The 12629-nt window shown below is 39.9% G+C and carries 12 protein-coding genes; 7 read left to right on the top strand and 5 right to left on the bottom strand.

Annotated elements, in window-relative coordinates; all coding sequences use genetic code 11:
• Nucleotides 1-317: 317 nt before the first annotated feature.
• Genes ftsX through ftsY form a run of 3 tightly spaced genes read right to left on the bottom strand, consistent with a single transcriptional unit; the run spans nucleotide 318 to nucleotide 3740 of the window.
• Nucleotides 318-1295 carry a permease-like cell division protein FtsX gene (gene ftsX, locus JEP36_RS09185; RefSeq protein ID WP_109372037.1) on the bottom strand — a complete coding sequence of 326 codons (978 nt, stop codon included), beginning with the start codon at nucleotides 1293-1295 and terminating at the stop codon, nucleotides 318-320.
• Nucleotides 1288-1953: a cell division ATP-binding protein FtsE gene (ftsE, locus tag JEP36_RS09180; RefSeq protein ID WP_023583735.1), complete on the bottom strand. Its 666-nt coding sequence runs from the start codon at nucleotides 1951-1953 to the stop codon at nucleotides 1288-1290. The genes ftsX and ftsE overlap by 8 nt, the downstream gene beginning before the upstream one ends.
• Before the next feature lie 5 nt (nucleotides 1954-1958).
• Nucleotides 1959-3740, bottom strand: a complete 1782-nt coding sequence (gene ftsY, locus JEP36_RS09175) for a signal recognition particle-docking protein FtsY (RefSeq protein ID WP_198630115.1) — start codon at nucleotides 3738-3740, stop codon at nucleotides 1959-1961.
• 228 nt (nucleotides 3741-3968) lie between these two features.
• Between ftsY and rsmD the strand changes: the two genes are divergently transcribed.
• Together rsmD and JEP36_RS09165 are read left to right on the top strand one after the other, a co-directional pair.
• The gene (gene rsmD / locus JEP36_RS09170; protein ID WP_198619254.1) at nucleotides 3969-4553 is read left to right on the top strand and encodes a 16S rRNA (guanine(966)-N(2))-methyltransferase; all 585 of its coding nucleotides are present in this window, start codon (nucleotides 3969-3971) and stop codon (nucleotides 4551-4553) included.
• A gap of 17 nt (nucleotides 4554-4570) precedes the next feature.
• The gene (locus tag JEP36_RS09165) at nucleotides 4571-4867 is read left to right on the top strand and encodes a DUF1145 family protein (RefSeq protein WP_109372044.1); all 297 of its coding nucleotides are present in this window, start codon (nucleotides 4571-4573) and stop codon (nucleotides 4865-4867) included.
• A gap of 80 nt (nucleotides 4868-4947) precedes the next feature.
• Here JEP36_RS09165 and JEP36_RS09160 read toward each other — a convergent pair whose 3' ends face one another.
• Complete coding sequence (locus tag JEP36_RS09160; RefSeq protein WP_198619253.1) at nucleotides 4948-5334, bottom strand: DUF2500 domain-containing protein; 387 nt, start codon at nucleotides 5332-5334, stop codon at nucleotides 4948-4950.
• A gap of 147 nt (nucleotides 5335-5481) precedes the next feature.
• On the opposite strand from JEP36_RS09160, the gene JEP36_RS09155 reads away from it, so the two are divergent.
• Together JEP36_RS09155 and JEP36_RS09150 are read left to right on the top strand one after the other, a co-directional pair.
• Entirely contained in the window at nucleotides 5482-6108 is a 627-nt protein-coding gene (locus tag JEP36_RS09155; RefSeq protein ID WP_109372048.1) for a lysoplasmalogenase, read from the top strand.
• 179 nt (nucleotides 6109-6287) lie between these two features.
• Nucleotides 6288-8669, top strand: a complete 2382-nt coding sequence (locus JEP36_RS09150) for a zinc/cadmium/mercury/lead-transporting ATPase (RefSeq protein WP_198630114.1) — start codon at nucleotides 6288-6290, stop codon at nucleotides 8667-8669.
• A 60-nt stretch (nucleotides 8670-8729) separates the two neighbouring features.
• Here JEP36_RS09150 and tusA read toward each other — a convergent pair whose 3' ends face one another.
• Complete coding sequence (gene tusA / locus JEP36_RS09145) at nucleotides 8730-8984, bottom strand: sulfurtransferase TusA (protein WP_109372081.1); 255 nt, start codon at nucleotides 8982-8984, stop codon at nucleotides 8730-8732.
• 205 nt (nucleotides 8985-9189) lie between these two features.
• Between tusA and JEP36_RS09140 the strand changes: the two genes are divergently transcribed.
• From JEP36_RS09140 to JEP36_RS09130, 3 genes are all read left to right on the top strand, one after another.
• On the top strand, nucleotides 9190-9864 hold the full coding sequence (locus JEP36_RS09140) for a 7-cyano-7-deazaguanine/7-aminomethyl-7-deazaguanine transporter (protein WP_196532411.1): 675 nt from the start codon (nucleotides 9190-9192) through the stop codon (nucleotides 9862-9864).
• Between the two features lie 364 nt (nucleotides 9865-10228).
• Entirely contained in the window at nucleotides 10229-11332 is a 1104-nt protein-coding gene (locus JEP36_RS09135) for a glycerol dehydrogenase (RefSeq protein ID WP_198619251.1), read from the top strand.
• A gap of 59 nt (nucleotides 11333-11391) precedes the next feature.
• Complete coding sequence (locus tag JEP36_RS09130) at nucleotides 11392-12537, top strand: phosphoenolpyruvate-utilizing N-terminal domain-containing protein (RefSeq protein ID WP_196532413.1); 1146 nt, start codon at nucleotides 11392-11394, stop codon at nucleotides 12535-12537.
• The last annotated feature ends 92 nt before the right edge of the window (nucleotides 12538-12629 follow it).

The raw sequence follows: 12629 nt of genomic DNA, 5'->3' as shown, positions 1-12629 counted from the left end.
AAAATAGATGAGCCTTATAAATATAGCTTAAATAGGAAGTCTGTTAAGGTTTTTTACGATGTGTTTTTATCATAACGACTATTTGACCAGCATAAAGACTAAAGGTTCATCTCGCATCTATGTTTACATATCTTTGTACTTTTCTATCACAGAAGCAAATATGACTGTTGCCTTATCGTAGAAAAGAGTGCGTGCATTATTATGCCAGAGACGGGGCGTCGATAAAATGGCTGGGTGACGATATTAACGTAACCCAGCCTGATAAAAAAATATCTTCTCATTATTTATGAGGATAAGTATAAAAATGCTCTAATTCATTATTCTGGTGTGAATTGACGCAAATGTTGCATTGTTGTCAACCATGCAGCAAGCCAACCAATTGTCATAGCAACTAGAATAAGAATGATAGATTCATCAAAACCTAGTCCTGAAATGGAAAATGAAGTCCCAAACACGATCGCAGCTTGAGTCACTACATCAGAGAGTTTCCACACCAGTAAAGCTGAAAAGATCAGGGCAAATACGGCACCAATAAAGCCGAGGATCAATCCCCAATTAAGGAAAGGACGCATAATAAAGCCATCAGTTGCACCAATTAGCTTCATCACATTAATGGTGTCACGGCGACTGAAAATATTGAGGCGCACACTGTTACCAATTACCAATAACAGGGCAACAACCATCAATGTGCCAATCACCAAAGCAATTTGCCCGACTAATGAAGTTAACGTTGAAAGCCGAGTAAACCAACTATCATCCATTCTTACTTCGTCAACACCGGGTATTTTCGCTACTGTATCACGCAAATTCGTCATTAATTGTTGATCGCTAGGCTCCATAACAGGTGTCACAATCGCAACCGCAGGTAATGGATTCTCTTCTAACATATCTAACGCACTGCTAAAGCCAGCCCAAGAACGAAATTCTACTAGCGAATCTTGTCGTGAAAGATAGTTAACATCTTCGACTTTTTCTAAGGCTTCTATTTTTTTGATCGTGGCTTCAGCTAATGAATCATCAAGAGATTTATCAAGATAAACAGTTAATTGTGGTGTTGGATACCATTGTTCTGACGCAGTTGAGACATTCTTCCAGACAATATAGAAGATGCTAGGTAAGGTGAGTGATATAGCGACAACCATTACCGTTAAAAAAGAGGAGAGCGGCTGGCGTAAAAAATCAGCCATAGTATTACGCCATGCGTAACGCCATTGTTCTCGTCTTCCCCCTTTTAGCGCCTTGGTTTTTGCACCTGGCGTTGGCATTGATTTACGGGAACTTTTTGCTTTAGCCATTTTGTCCTCCCACCATTCTGCCTTGCCCTAATGTAAGAATACGATAATTTCTACGCTCTATCAGGGACATATCGTGCGTCGCCATTAACACCGTTACACCAACACGGTTGAACTCTTCAAAAAGGCGCATGATACCTTCTGAAAGCTCACCATCAAGATTACCTGTTGGTTCATCTGCGAGTAAAACTGTCGGTTTATTCACAACAGCGCGCGCAATACCGACACGCTGTTGTTCACCACCAGAGAGTTGAATAGGATAATTTTTGGCTTTATCCAATAGTCCTACTTTATCTAAAGCGGCTGAAACTCTTCGCCGAATATCCTCTTCACTCGCGCCAGCAATAATCAGGGGAAGAGATACGTTGTCATAAACCGTTCGATCCATCAATAAGTGGTGATCTTGGAAGATCATCCCAATTTGACGACGCAGAAAAGGGATCTCACTATTTTTTAGTCTACTGATATCATGACCAGCAAACCAAATAGCACCATCACTTGGTCGTTCTATTCCACAAATTAACTTAAGCAATGTACTTTTACCGGCGCCAGAGTGACCCGTTAAAAAAGCCATTTCACCAGGGCGAAGATGAAAATCAACCCCCTGTAATGCTTGTCTTCCACCTAAATAAGCCTTGCTGACGTGTTCGAAGCGGATCATTAAAACTACTCCTCGCGGGCAAACAGAGCCTCAATAAAATCGTCGGCCTTAAACGGACGTAGATCTTCAATACCTTCACCTACCCCGATATAACGGATAGGAATACTAAACTGATCAGCTATGGAGAAGATAACGCCCCCTTTTGCTGTACCATCGAGTTTAGTCAATGTTAATCCAGTTAGCCCAACTGTTTCATTAAAGAGTTTTGCCTGACTAACTGCATTTTGTCCAGTACTTGCATCTAACGTCAGCATCACTTCGTGTGGTGCTTCTTCGTCTAATTTCTTCATAACACGAACGATTTTTTTCAGCTCTTCCATTAAATGGGATTTATTCTGCAATCGTCCTGCGGTATCAGCAATAAGAACATCGACACCTTTTGCTTGGGCTGATTGAATTGCATCAAAAATAACAGATGCAGGATCAGCGCCAGTATGTTGTGCCACAACAGGGATATTATTACGCTCGCCCCAAACTTGTAACTGTTCAACAGCCGCAGCTCGGAATGTATCACCGGCAGCTAACATGACAGATTTACCTTCAGCTTGGTATTGTCGCGCTAATTTTCCGATTGTGGTTGTTTTACCAACACCATTAACGCCAACCATTAAAATAACAAAAGGTTTTTTACCTTCAATATTTAATGGTTTATCAACCTTACTTAAAATATCGCCCATCTCTTCACGTAATTTTCCGTAAAGGGCTTCAGCATCTTTAAGATCTTTATGAGTGGCGTGTTTGGTCAGGCTAGTGATGATTTTAGTGGTGGTTTCCATACCCACATCAGCAATTAAGAGTTGCTCTTCTAACTCTTCAAAAAGCTCATCATCAATTTTCTTACCACGAAATAGGCTAAGGAACCCTGAACCTAAGTTCTGGCGAGTTTTCAGTAAACCTTTTTTCAGTCGGCTAAAAAAGCCTTCTTTCTTAGGTTTCTCTTGTTCAACAACTTTATCTGCTAGTACTTCTTCGCGTAAAGATTCAATATCTTCAGCTTCCGCTTGCGCAATAGCAAGACGTTCGTTTTCTTCTTCTTGCGCTAAACGTTGAGCTTCGGCCTCTTGAGCCAGACGTTCCTGCTCTAAACGCGCCGCTTCTTGACGTTGTGCTTCTAAACGTTCTTGTTCCGCTTTTAGTTCAGCTTGGCGTTGCGCTTCCTCTTGCGCTAAACGTTGGGCTTCAGCTTCTTGAGCCAAACGCTCTTGCTCTAAACGCGCCGCTTCTTGACGTTCTTGTTCCGCTTTAAGTTCAGCTTGGCGTTGCGCTTCTTCTTGCGCTAAACGTTGAGCTTCAGCTTCTTGAGCCAAACGCTCTTGCTCTAAACGCGCCGCTTCTTGACGCTGTGCTTCTAAACGTTCTTGTTCCGCTTTTAGTTCAGCTTGGCGCTGCGCTTCCTCTTGCGCTAAACGTTGAGCTTCAGCTTCTTGAGCCAAACGCTCTTGCTCTAAACGCGCCGCTTCTTGACGCTGTGCTTCTAAACGTTCTTGTTCCGCTTTTAGTTCAGCTTGGCGCTGCGCTTTCTCTTGTTCTAAACGTTGTTTTTCAGCTTCTTGTGCCAATCTATCTTGCACAACACGTTGCGCTTCTTGGCGCTCTACTTCTAAACGTTCTTGTTCCGCTTCTAATTGCGCTTGGCGAGCCGCTTCTTCTTGCGCCTCTTTTGCCAAACGTTCTTGTTCTAAACGCTCTTCTTCTAAGCGTTGCTGTTCTTTCTCTTGCTCAATATTTTCTTCTTTGTTACGCCCAAAACCGAGCCACGAGAAAAAACCTTTTTTTTCTTTTGCCATTAGCTACTAAACTCCTCGCACTAAATCATGGCGCGATTACATTGACGATATTGAAAATAATAATGAAGTCTATCATTTGATCATAGATAAACGCATCTTTTATACGAATTTTATGGTAAATTATTGCGGATTAAATCAAGGGAAGTCATCGAGATAACAACAGACACGAATTCCTTATTCCCAAAGACACTCCAAAACTCACGTTTAAACGATATAAATCAAAATAATATGGCCAAAAAACCACAAAAAGCCCCAATGGGACAAATCAGAATAATTGGGGGAAAATGGCGTGGTCGTAAACTTCCTGTTCTCGATAGCCAAGGATTACGACCAACAACGGATAGAGTGAAAGAAACGCTCTTTAATTGGCTAATGCCTGTTATCCAAGATGCCCGTTGCCTCGACTGTTTTGCAGGAAGCGGTGGTTTAGGAATTGAAGCTCTTTCTCGCTATGCTCGTGAAACCACGTTTATCGAATATGAACGTGCCGTTGCCCAACAAATTACCGCAAACTTAACCTTACTAAATGCAGAAAATGGGCATGTCATTCAAGACAGTGCATTGTCATATCTCGCTAAACAAGGTTCACCTTATAATGTCGTTTTTTTAGATCCTCCTTTTCATAAAGGCATGTTGTCAGACACTATCCAATTATTAGAAAATAACGGCTGGTTAGCGCAAGATTGCTATATTTATATCGAGGAAGAAATTAAAGCACAGACTTATACGCTTCCTACCACTTGGACATTGCATAGAGAGAAGATCGCAGGACAAGTTGCGTATCGTCTTTATATTCGCAATCTATCTGCTTAATTTTTTATGGAGCTGCTATGTTAATCTTTTTTGGCCGATTTTTAATGGTCGGTGTTTGGGGCTTTCTATTTTTAAATATTATTTCCCCGTTTCCTAAGCCTTTAAAATATTTTATGGATATCGCCATGATTTTTATGGTGATTATGCATGGTTTACAAATTGTCATGTATAAAGCAGGACAGCCTAAAGATCAAAAACCGTCAACGGCATTACAATTTCGTATTTTCTTTTTTGGTATTTTTGAGCTATTAAAAATACAAAAAGAACTACGAAAAGAATACGAAGAAAAACAAAAGAATAAAACGAAACAATAACCGTAATATCGTTATATCCTCGCAATTATCTGGGGTGGTCAACCAACCCCAGAGGTTGCCAACCTTATCAACAAATTCTCTTATTTCTTGTTTGATTCATCATTTGGCATATCAGTTTCAAATTTCACAAAACGACTGCCTTGCATAAATAAACGCCCTTTCATTTTAGGCTCGATATCTTGATAAGACGATTTATCAATCTTTAACACTAAATCTTTACGCGAGTCAGTGGTTAAACGAAAAGTCACTTGATAATAATGTGTTGTTTCAGGGCCATTCACATCATTTTCTCTTGAGCGCCGTTCATTTGCAGCAACTTCTTTTTTATCAATCACTTCGACCATATAGAGTGTAACAGGTGAATTATCATCACTTATTCGCTGCTTTCTTTGTTCAAAAAAACGATAAGTTGCTGACGCTATAATAACGATCAGTACCGCAATTCCTAAAATAGCCGCTTTATTCATTACATTAATTCCTATCGTTATATGGATTAAAAAGTAAGGTGCTTTATATTATTTTAATAAGTCCGTCAGTTTCGTCATTAACCGCTATTCTTAAATTAAACTTTCTGTTATCAATAATAAAACAGTTCTAAATATAAGGAAGATATTATGAGTTGGCCTTTTCTCGCCGTATTATTCTCTGGGTGGCTTTATATCGATGCAGCATATCGAGGCCCTAATTGGCAACGATGGTTATTCCGTCCTATCACGCTACTTCTTTTATTACTTTGGGCATGGCAAGTTCCTGAACACAGTATCAATAGCTACCTTATTGTAGGTGCATTATTAGCTACTTTGCTTTCTGACATATTAAGAATGTTTGATAGTAAGTATTTACTACCCTCCTTTGCCTTGGTTTTCTTAAGCTACATTCTTTATATGGTCAGCTTTTTATTACCACTGCAACTCTCTTTCTATCTTCCTTTACTTGGATTCGTCATTCTTGCTTTCATTATCATTTTAGTGATTGTTTGGAGTAAGCTCGATAAATTAGCTATCCCAGCATCTCTTACTTTATTAGCTGCATTTGCTATGTTTTGGATTGCTGGAGAAAAATTCTTCTACTTAAGTAACGATTACAACCTATCTATTATGATTGGCTCATTGTTGTTAGTAATTGCTTACTCCATATGGCTTATCAACCGCTTCCGCTTCTCATTCTCGGCTTCTAAAGGGCTTGTCAGCGCCTGTTATTTTATTGGGCATTTCTTTATCGTCAGAGCCTTATTCATTTAGCATCCATTAACCCCTCGTTTTTACAAAATAGAATGAGGGGTTAATTTTTTGACCTAATTCGCACTTTTTGCCAATGAATATACCTTCGATATCTTGACTCTGGACTCTACTCCAAGCTGTAAAGTACTTATCAGATAAATGAATTTAAACTTTACTTTGTTGAACAAGGAGAGCCAGTTATGACTAAACATGCTCATCAACACGATAATCATAAACATACCGATGCTTGCTGCTCAAGCTCTCAATGCTGTTCAGGTCACTCAGAGAATAGTACGCACTCACATACTGAAAGCGGACATTCTCATACCAAGATAGATAAAAGTGACCCTGAATCCGAGGATGAGCATCACCATGATCATGATGGTCACGATCATAGCCATGATGGGCATAGTCATGCTCATGGAAGCTGTGATATCAACGCCCCTGTTTCTAACATTGAGCCAGAAAAGATTGCACAACAACGCTTTAGCTGGAAAGTGCAAGGTATGGACTGCCCAAGTTGTGCACAAAAAATTGAAACCGCAGCACTTAAAGTGGCTGGTGTAAAACAAGCAAAAGTCCTTTTTGCCACCGAAAAATTGGTCGTTGATGCGGATAGCGATCTACGCGCAGATGTCATTGCCGCAATTAACAGTGCAGGATTTGAGCTTTTTGATCTTTCATCTCCTCAATCTAAAAAAGTGGCTAAGCAAAGCCTATTAAAAGAGAGCTCGTTTGTCATTGTACTTGCGATTTTAATGGCGATTAGCTGGGGTGCTGAGTTTATTGATCCTCAAGCAGGACGTGCCACTTTTCTTGCAACAACCTTAATTGGCCTATTCCCCATTGTGAAAAAGTCTTTGCAACTTATTCGCAGTGGTACACCTTTCGCCATAGAAACGTTGATGAGTGTTGCCGCAATTGGTGCGCTCTTTATTAATGCTACCGAAGAAGCAGCAATGGTTATTTTGCTGTTTATGATTGGTGAAATGCTGGAGTCTTATGCCGCAGGACGCGCTCGTCGTGGTGTCAGTGCATTAATGGCATTAGTGCCAGAAGAAGCGACATTAATCAAAGATGGTAAAAAACAAACTGTGCCTGTTGCGCAATTACGTCCAGGCGACATCATCGAAATTGCACCAGGTTCACGCTTACCCACAGATGCGGAATTAGTCAGTGCATTTGCAAGCTTTGATGAAAGTGCATTAACGGGTGAATCCGTACCAGTAGAGCGTCTACAAGGCGAAAAAGTAGCAGCAGGTTGTTTATCTGTGGATAGATCTGTACAGATGAAAGTGGTATCTGAACAAGGACAAAATGCTATCGACCGTATTTTGCAATTGATTGAAGAAGCTGAAGAGCGTAGAGCGCCGATTGAGCGTTTTGTGGACCGCTTTAGCCGCTACTATACCCCAGCTATTATGCTGTTCTCTGCATTAGTGATTATTGTGCCACCACTGTTCTTTGCTCAGCCTTGGGAAACATGGTTCTATCGCGGCTTAACGCTGTTATTGATTGGTTGTCCTTGTGCGTTGGTTATCTCAACACCAGCAGCAATTACCTCAGCATTAGCTGCTGCTACAAAACGTGGTGCGTTAATTAAAGGAGGTGCAGCGTTAGAGCAATTAGGCACCGTTAATACCATCGCACTTGATAAAACAGGTACATTGACTGAAGGGAAACCTCAAGTTACGGATGTTGTTGCTGAAACGGGGTTTAATGAAAAAGAAGTCCTGACTTTTGCTTCATCCGTAGAAGTCGGATCACATCACCCATTAGCAAAAGCCATTATCAATAAAGCACAAGAACAAGGCGTGCTTGTTGTTGAAGCGGAAGATCGTAAAGCCTTAGCGGGTAAAGGTATTGAAGGTTATTTAAATAGCCAACACATTCTAGTGAGTGCGCCGTCTCAATTATCAGAAACAACAACATTATCGCCTCAATGGCAACAAAAAGTTGCACGCCTTGAAGATGAAGGTAAAACCGTTGTTGTTGTATTAAAAGAGAGTCAGCTAATCGGTGTTATTGCTATGCAAGATACCTTACGCAGTGATGCCATTGAATCAATGAAATTATTGAAAGAGATGAACATTAATGCCGTAATGCTAACGGGCGATAACCCAAGAGCCGCAACGGCGATTGCGAAAAAACTTGGCATGGATTTCCGTGCAGGATTACTCCCTGAAGATAAAGTGACTTCAGTGATGGAAATCAGTAAAACGCATAACACCATGATGGTCGGTGATGGTATTAACGATGCGCCAGCAATGAAAGCAGCGACTATTGGTGTTGCAATGGGAAGCGGAACTGATGTCGCACTGGAAACCGCAGATGCAGCATTAACACATAACCGTTTAACAGGTTTACCTGAAATTATTCAGTTATCTCGTGCAACACGCAAAATCATTCGTGAAAACATCACTATCGCGCTAGGCTTAAAAGCCGTGTTCTTAGTGACCAGCTTATTAGGAATAACAGGGCTTTGGGTTGCAGTATTGGCTGACTCTGGTGCAACAGCCCTTGTCACCGCCAATGCCGTAAGATTGTTAAGAGTAAAACTTAAATCATCTAGCAAAGAATAAACTAAAAAACCCAAACTTCAATAATTGAGGTTTGGGTTATTTTTTTAGCGCGATGATAAATTACAGATTGCTCTCTTTTTTACGGATAAGATAACGATAAGGTGCAGATTCAGTCTCTTGATTTAATAAATCATGTTCCATAAAACGGCAAAAGCCGGGAATATCACGCACTGTGGCAGGATCATCCGCAATGACTAAAAGCGTATCACCTAATGCCATATTTCTTATGGTTTTACGCACTAACATCACAGGCTCAGGGCAACGTAGGCCTAGCGTATCTAATGTCTTAGTTGCATCATCAAATTGAGCATTCATTCTATTAACCATTCTTCTTACACTGACAGATTGTGTCATTATATCTCGCTTTCGTGTTCACATCACGGCACATTAAGCACAAAGGTATTCCCGCTAACCTTTGCTTTTGTTGCGCAACAGGCGTATTATGCGCATCCTCTCATTTAAGAGAGAAATCACTGTTTTATTGGGTTCCCTCACCCCAATCACTAAAAAGGTACAATTTATGTATACGTTTACTCCCCGCCAAAAAGCGGTGGCGCTGTTATGGCTTTCTTTGTTCCACATTCTGATAATTACATCTAGTAACTATCTTGTGCAATTGCCTATCTCCATTTTTGGTTTCCATACCACTTGGGGTGCCTTTACTTTTCCGTTTATTTTTCTGGCAACAGATTTAACGGTTCGTATTTATGGTGCGCCTTTGGCTCGACGCATTATTACTGCCGTCATGATCCCTGCATTAGCGATTTCTTACCTGATCTCAACGCTCTTTTTCCAAGGAAGTTGGCAAGGTTTTGCCTCATTAACTGATTTTAATATCATGGTGGCAAGAATTGCGACAGCAAGCTTTATGGCTTATGTGTTAGGTCAAATCATGGATGTGTCTGTCTTTAATCGTTTAAGACAACAACAAAAATGGTGGGTAGCACCAAGTGCAGCGATGTTCTTTGGTAATTTACTCGACACACTCGCCTTCTTCTTTATTGCATTTTATCGTAGTACTGACGCATTTATGGCGGAGAATTGGGTTGAAATTGCATTGGTTGACTACGTGTTTAAATTGACCATCTGTATGCTGTTTTTCTTGCCTGCATATGGTGTTTTGTTGAATTTTATTTTGCGTCACTTTTTCGCACAAGAAAATCAAAAACAAGATTATGCTGAAATTCGCTCATAATCTGTCTCACCTCGCAAAAAAATAATGACATAAATGTCATAATTCAAATAATAAAGCTTCATAAGTCAATTTTATGAAGCTTTATTCTGCCTGAAATAATTTATTATTTTACGTAAATATTTCTTATAGTAATTAATTAGCATGATTAGTCAAACAACGTACAGAATATTACTTAAATATCATTATTATGATGTTTTTTGCATGCTAATATAAAAATGATTAATTGTTTACAATGAAATATTTTATTCGTCTATTAAACTGTTAATGTATTTAAGTTCATCTCCATAGAATTCTGTGTCAATTGGGATGACAAGCCCCACCATAAGGATTTTTTACTCTCTTTTGCGAATAGTAGGAGTCTATTATGTTAAAAGTTATTCAATCCCCCGCTAAATATATTCAAGGACCAGATGCGCTATACCATATTGGTAAATACGCAAAACCTTTTGGCGATAGAGCACTGATTATTGCTGATAAATTTGTTATGGATCTCGTCGGAAGTACCGTCAAAGACAGCATGTCTCAATATGAAGTGAATGGGCACTTTGAACTGTTTAATGGTGAATGCACACACAAGGAAATCAATCGGTTATCTGAACTCGCAAAAGCACAAGCCTCTCTTGTGATCATCGGCGTTGGTGGAGGTAAAACACTTGATACTGCCAAAGCTGTTGCTTATAAATGTCAGCTTCCTGTCGTCATCTCTCCAACCATTGCTTCCACTGATGCACCAACAAGCGCACTTTCTGTCATTTATACAGAATTAGGCGCGTTTGATAGTTACCTTTTCTACCCAACAAATCCTGATGTTGTCGTGATGGACACCAATATCATCGCTTCTGCACCAGCTCGTTTATTAGTGTCTGGAATGGGAGATGCTTTAGCAACCTACTTCGAAGCAAGAGCCTGTAGTCATGCCCAAAAACAGACTATGGCAGGAGGCAAATCAACACTAGCAGCTCTAGCTCTGGCTGAACTTTGCTATAACACTCTTTTAGAAGATGGTTATAAAGCAAAACTCGCAGTCAGCCGAGGTGTTTGTACAACTGCAGTAGAAAATATTATCGAAGCTAATACCTTCTTAAGTGGTATCGGTTTTGAAAGTGCGGGTCTTGCGGCTGCCCATGCTATTCATAATGGGTTTACGGCATTAGAAGAGTGTCACAATATGTACCATGGTGAAAAAGTCGCCTTTGGTACATTAGTCCAATTAGTGTTAGAAAACAGTCCATTAGAAGAGTTAGAAGAGTTCCTCGATTTCTGTATTTTAGTCGGGCTACCGGTCACTTTAGAAGAGTTGGGTATCAATGCAACAGGCGATGAATTAAATGAAAAAATCATGGCGGTTGCTGAGTTAAGTTGTGCTGAAGGTGAGACAATTTACAACATGCCATTTGATATCGATTCCGATAAGGTTTATGCCGCTATTTTAACTGCCGACCAATTAGGACGGGAATGGCTTTATTAAAGCCTGAGTAAACAGGGAGTGTTTATCTCCCTGTTTGCATTTACAAAAAAGGGTGATTTATGGTCAGTATCGTATTAGTTTCAAAGAGCCTTACGCTCGCCAATGGTATTAAAGAGCTCGTTAATCAGACTGTAGATCGCCAAGTAAAAATTGCCATTGCGACCAACTATCAAACACCCTCTGATCTTGCTAATGAAGTGTCACCAGAAACGATACTCACAGCAATTAAAAAGTGTTATAGCAAACAAGGTGTACTCGTTTTACTCGATACTTATCATTCAGCACAAAATGCAGCACTCGCTATCGCTAATCTGGAGCATAACGTAGCCACTAACGTCGCGTTAAGTTCAGCACCAATTGTTGAAGGCACCTTGGCTGCCGCCAATAGTATTGCGTTAGGCGCTTCGCTTGAAGAAGCAGAAAAAGCGGCGCATAAAACCATTACAATTAAAAAACTGCAATTAGGTGAAAATCTGCCTAATTTTAATATTCACCCTAAAAACACAAATTACGAACCTGTCAGAATTATCACCGCACCTGTTTGGTTATACCCTTATCATCGTTTTGTGATCCCTCGTAAAAAAATATCCTCTCACTTATTACTTGAAGAGCAAAAACGTCTCGTAAAAGCCATTGAGCGATCCAAAAAAGATATAGACTGGTTAACAGAAGAAGCGTACCGCACGATTGGAGAACAATATGCCCATATTTTTTCTAGTCACCGCTTCTTATTAGAAAATACCGAATTACAACTGACTGTATGTAGCATGATAAGCAAACATCACTGTAATGCTGAATTTGCCTTACAGCAGACATTCATTGATTTAATAGATACTTATGCGCAAATGGATGATGATAATATGCGTGCTCGTGAAAGTGATTTAGATGATATTTTATCTCGATTACTACGCTATTTAACTTCAGCACCTCCGCCAATCACGCATCCTCCTTATACAAACGCAATTCTGGTGACAAAACAGCTTCATCCCTCCACATTAATGGCTCTTGATACCAATAAGATTAAAGGAATTTTATTAAGCCACGGCAATCCTCTGTCTAATACAACCGTATTGGCTAATGCACTAGATATTCCAATTATTAATGAAGCCGGAAAACAAGCGCTCTCGCTGACCGACGGGCAAAATATAACGCTCAAAAAAGTCCAAAATATTTGGCTTTATCAAAATACCTATATCTCACATTAAAAATAAGAGTATTTAAATAACCTGAGTTCCACCGTATCAGGTTATTTCATTTTCTTATTCTTTTATATTTCACAACTGTTTTTACTAAAAAT

The organism is Proteus sp. PR00208, from assembly GCF_016238545.1.
GTDB lineage: Bacteria > Pseudomonadota > Gammaproteobacteria > Enterobacterales > Enterobacteriaceae > Proteus.
The sequence above is the reverse complement of the archived record's forward strand: the minus strand, read 5'-3'. Positions and strand labels throughout refer to the sequence as shown.

What these genes read in the sequence shown, in the direction of transcription:
- ftsX (WP_109372037.1), bottom strand. Translation starts at nt 1,295, where the DNA reads ATGGCTAAAGCAAAAAGTTCCCGTAAATCAATGCCAACGCCAGGTGCA.
- ftsE (WP_023583735.1), bottom strand. Translation starts at nt 1,953, where the DNA reads ATGATCCGCTTCGAACACGTCAGCAAGGCTTATTTAGGTGGAAGACAA.
- ftsY (WP_198630115.1), bottom strand. Translation starts at nt 3,740, where the DNA reads ATGGCAAAAGAAAAAAAAGGTTTTTTCTCGTGGCTCGGTTTTGGGCGT.
- rsmD (WP_198619254.1), top strand. Translation starts at nt 3,969, where the DNA reads ATGGCCAAAAAACCACAAAAAGCCCCAATGGGACAAATCAGAATAATT.
- JEP36_RS09165 (WP_109372044.1), top strand. Translation starts at nt 4,571, where the DNA reads ATGTTAATCTTTTTTGGCCGATTTTTAATGGTCGGTGTTTGGGGCTTT.
- JEP36_RS09160 (WP_198619253.1), bottom strand. Translation starts at nt 5,334, where the DNA reads ATGAATAAAGCGGCTATTTTAGGAATTGCGGTACTGATCGTTATTATA.
- JEP36_RS09155 (WP_109372048.1), top strand. Translation starts at nt 5,482, where the DNA reads ATGAGTTGGCCTTTTCTCGCCGTATTATTCTCTGGGTGGCTTTATATC.
- JEP36_RS09150 (WP_198630114.1), top strand. Translation starts at nt 6,288, where the DNA reads ATGACTAAACATGCTCATCAACACGATAATCATAAACATACCGATGCT.
- tusA (WP_109372081.1), bottom strand. Translation starts at nt 8,984, where the DNA reads ATGAATGCTCAATTTGATGATGCAACTAAGACATTAGATACGCTAGGC.
- JEP36_RS09140 (WP_196532411.1), top strand. Translation starts at nt 9,190, where the DNA reads ATGTATACGTTTACTCCCCGCCAAAAAGCGGTGGCGCTGTTATGGCTT.
- JEP36_RS09135 (WP_198619251.1), top strand. Translation starts at nt 10,229, where the DNA reads ATGTTAAAAGTTATTCAATCCCCCGCTAAATATATTCAAGGACCAGAT.
- JEP36_RS09130 (WP_196532413.1), top strand. Translation starts at nt 11,392, where the DNA reads ATGGTCAGTATCGTATTAGTTTCAAAGAGCCTTACGCTCGCCAATGGT.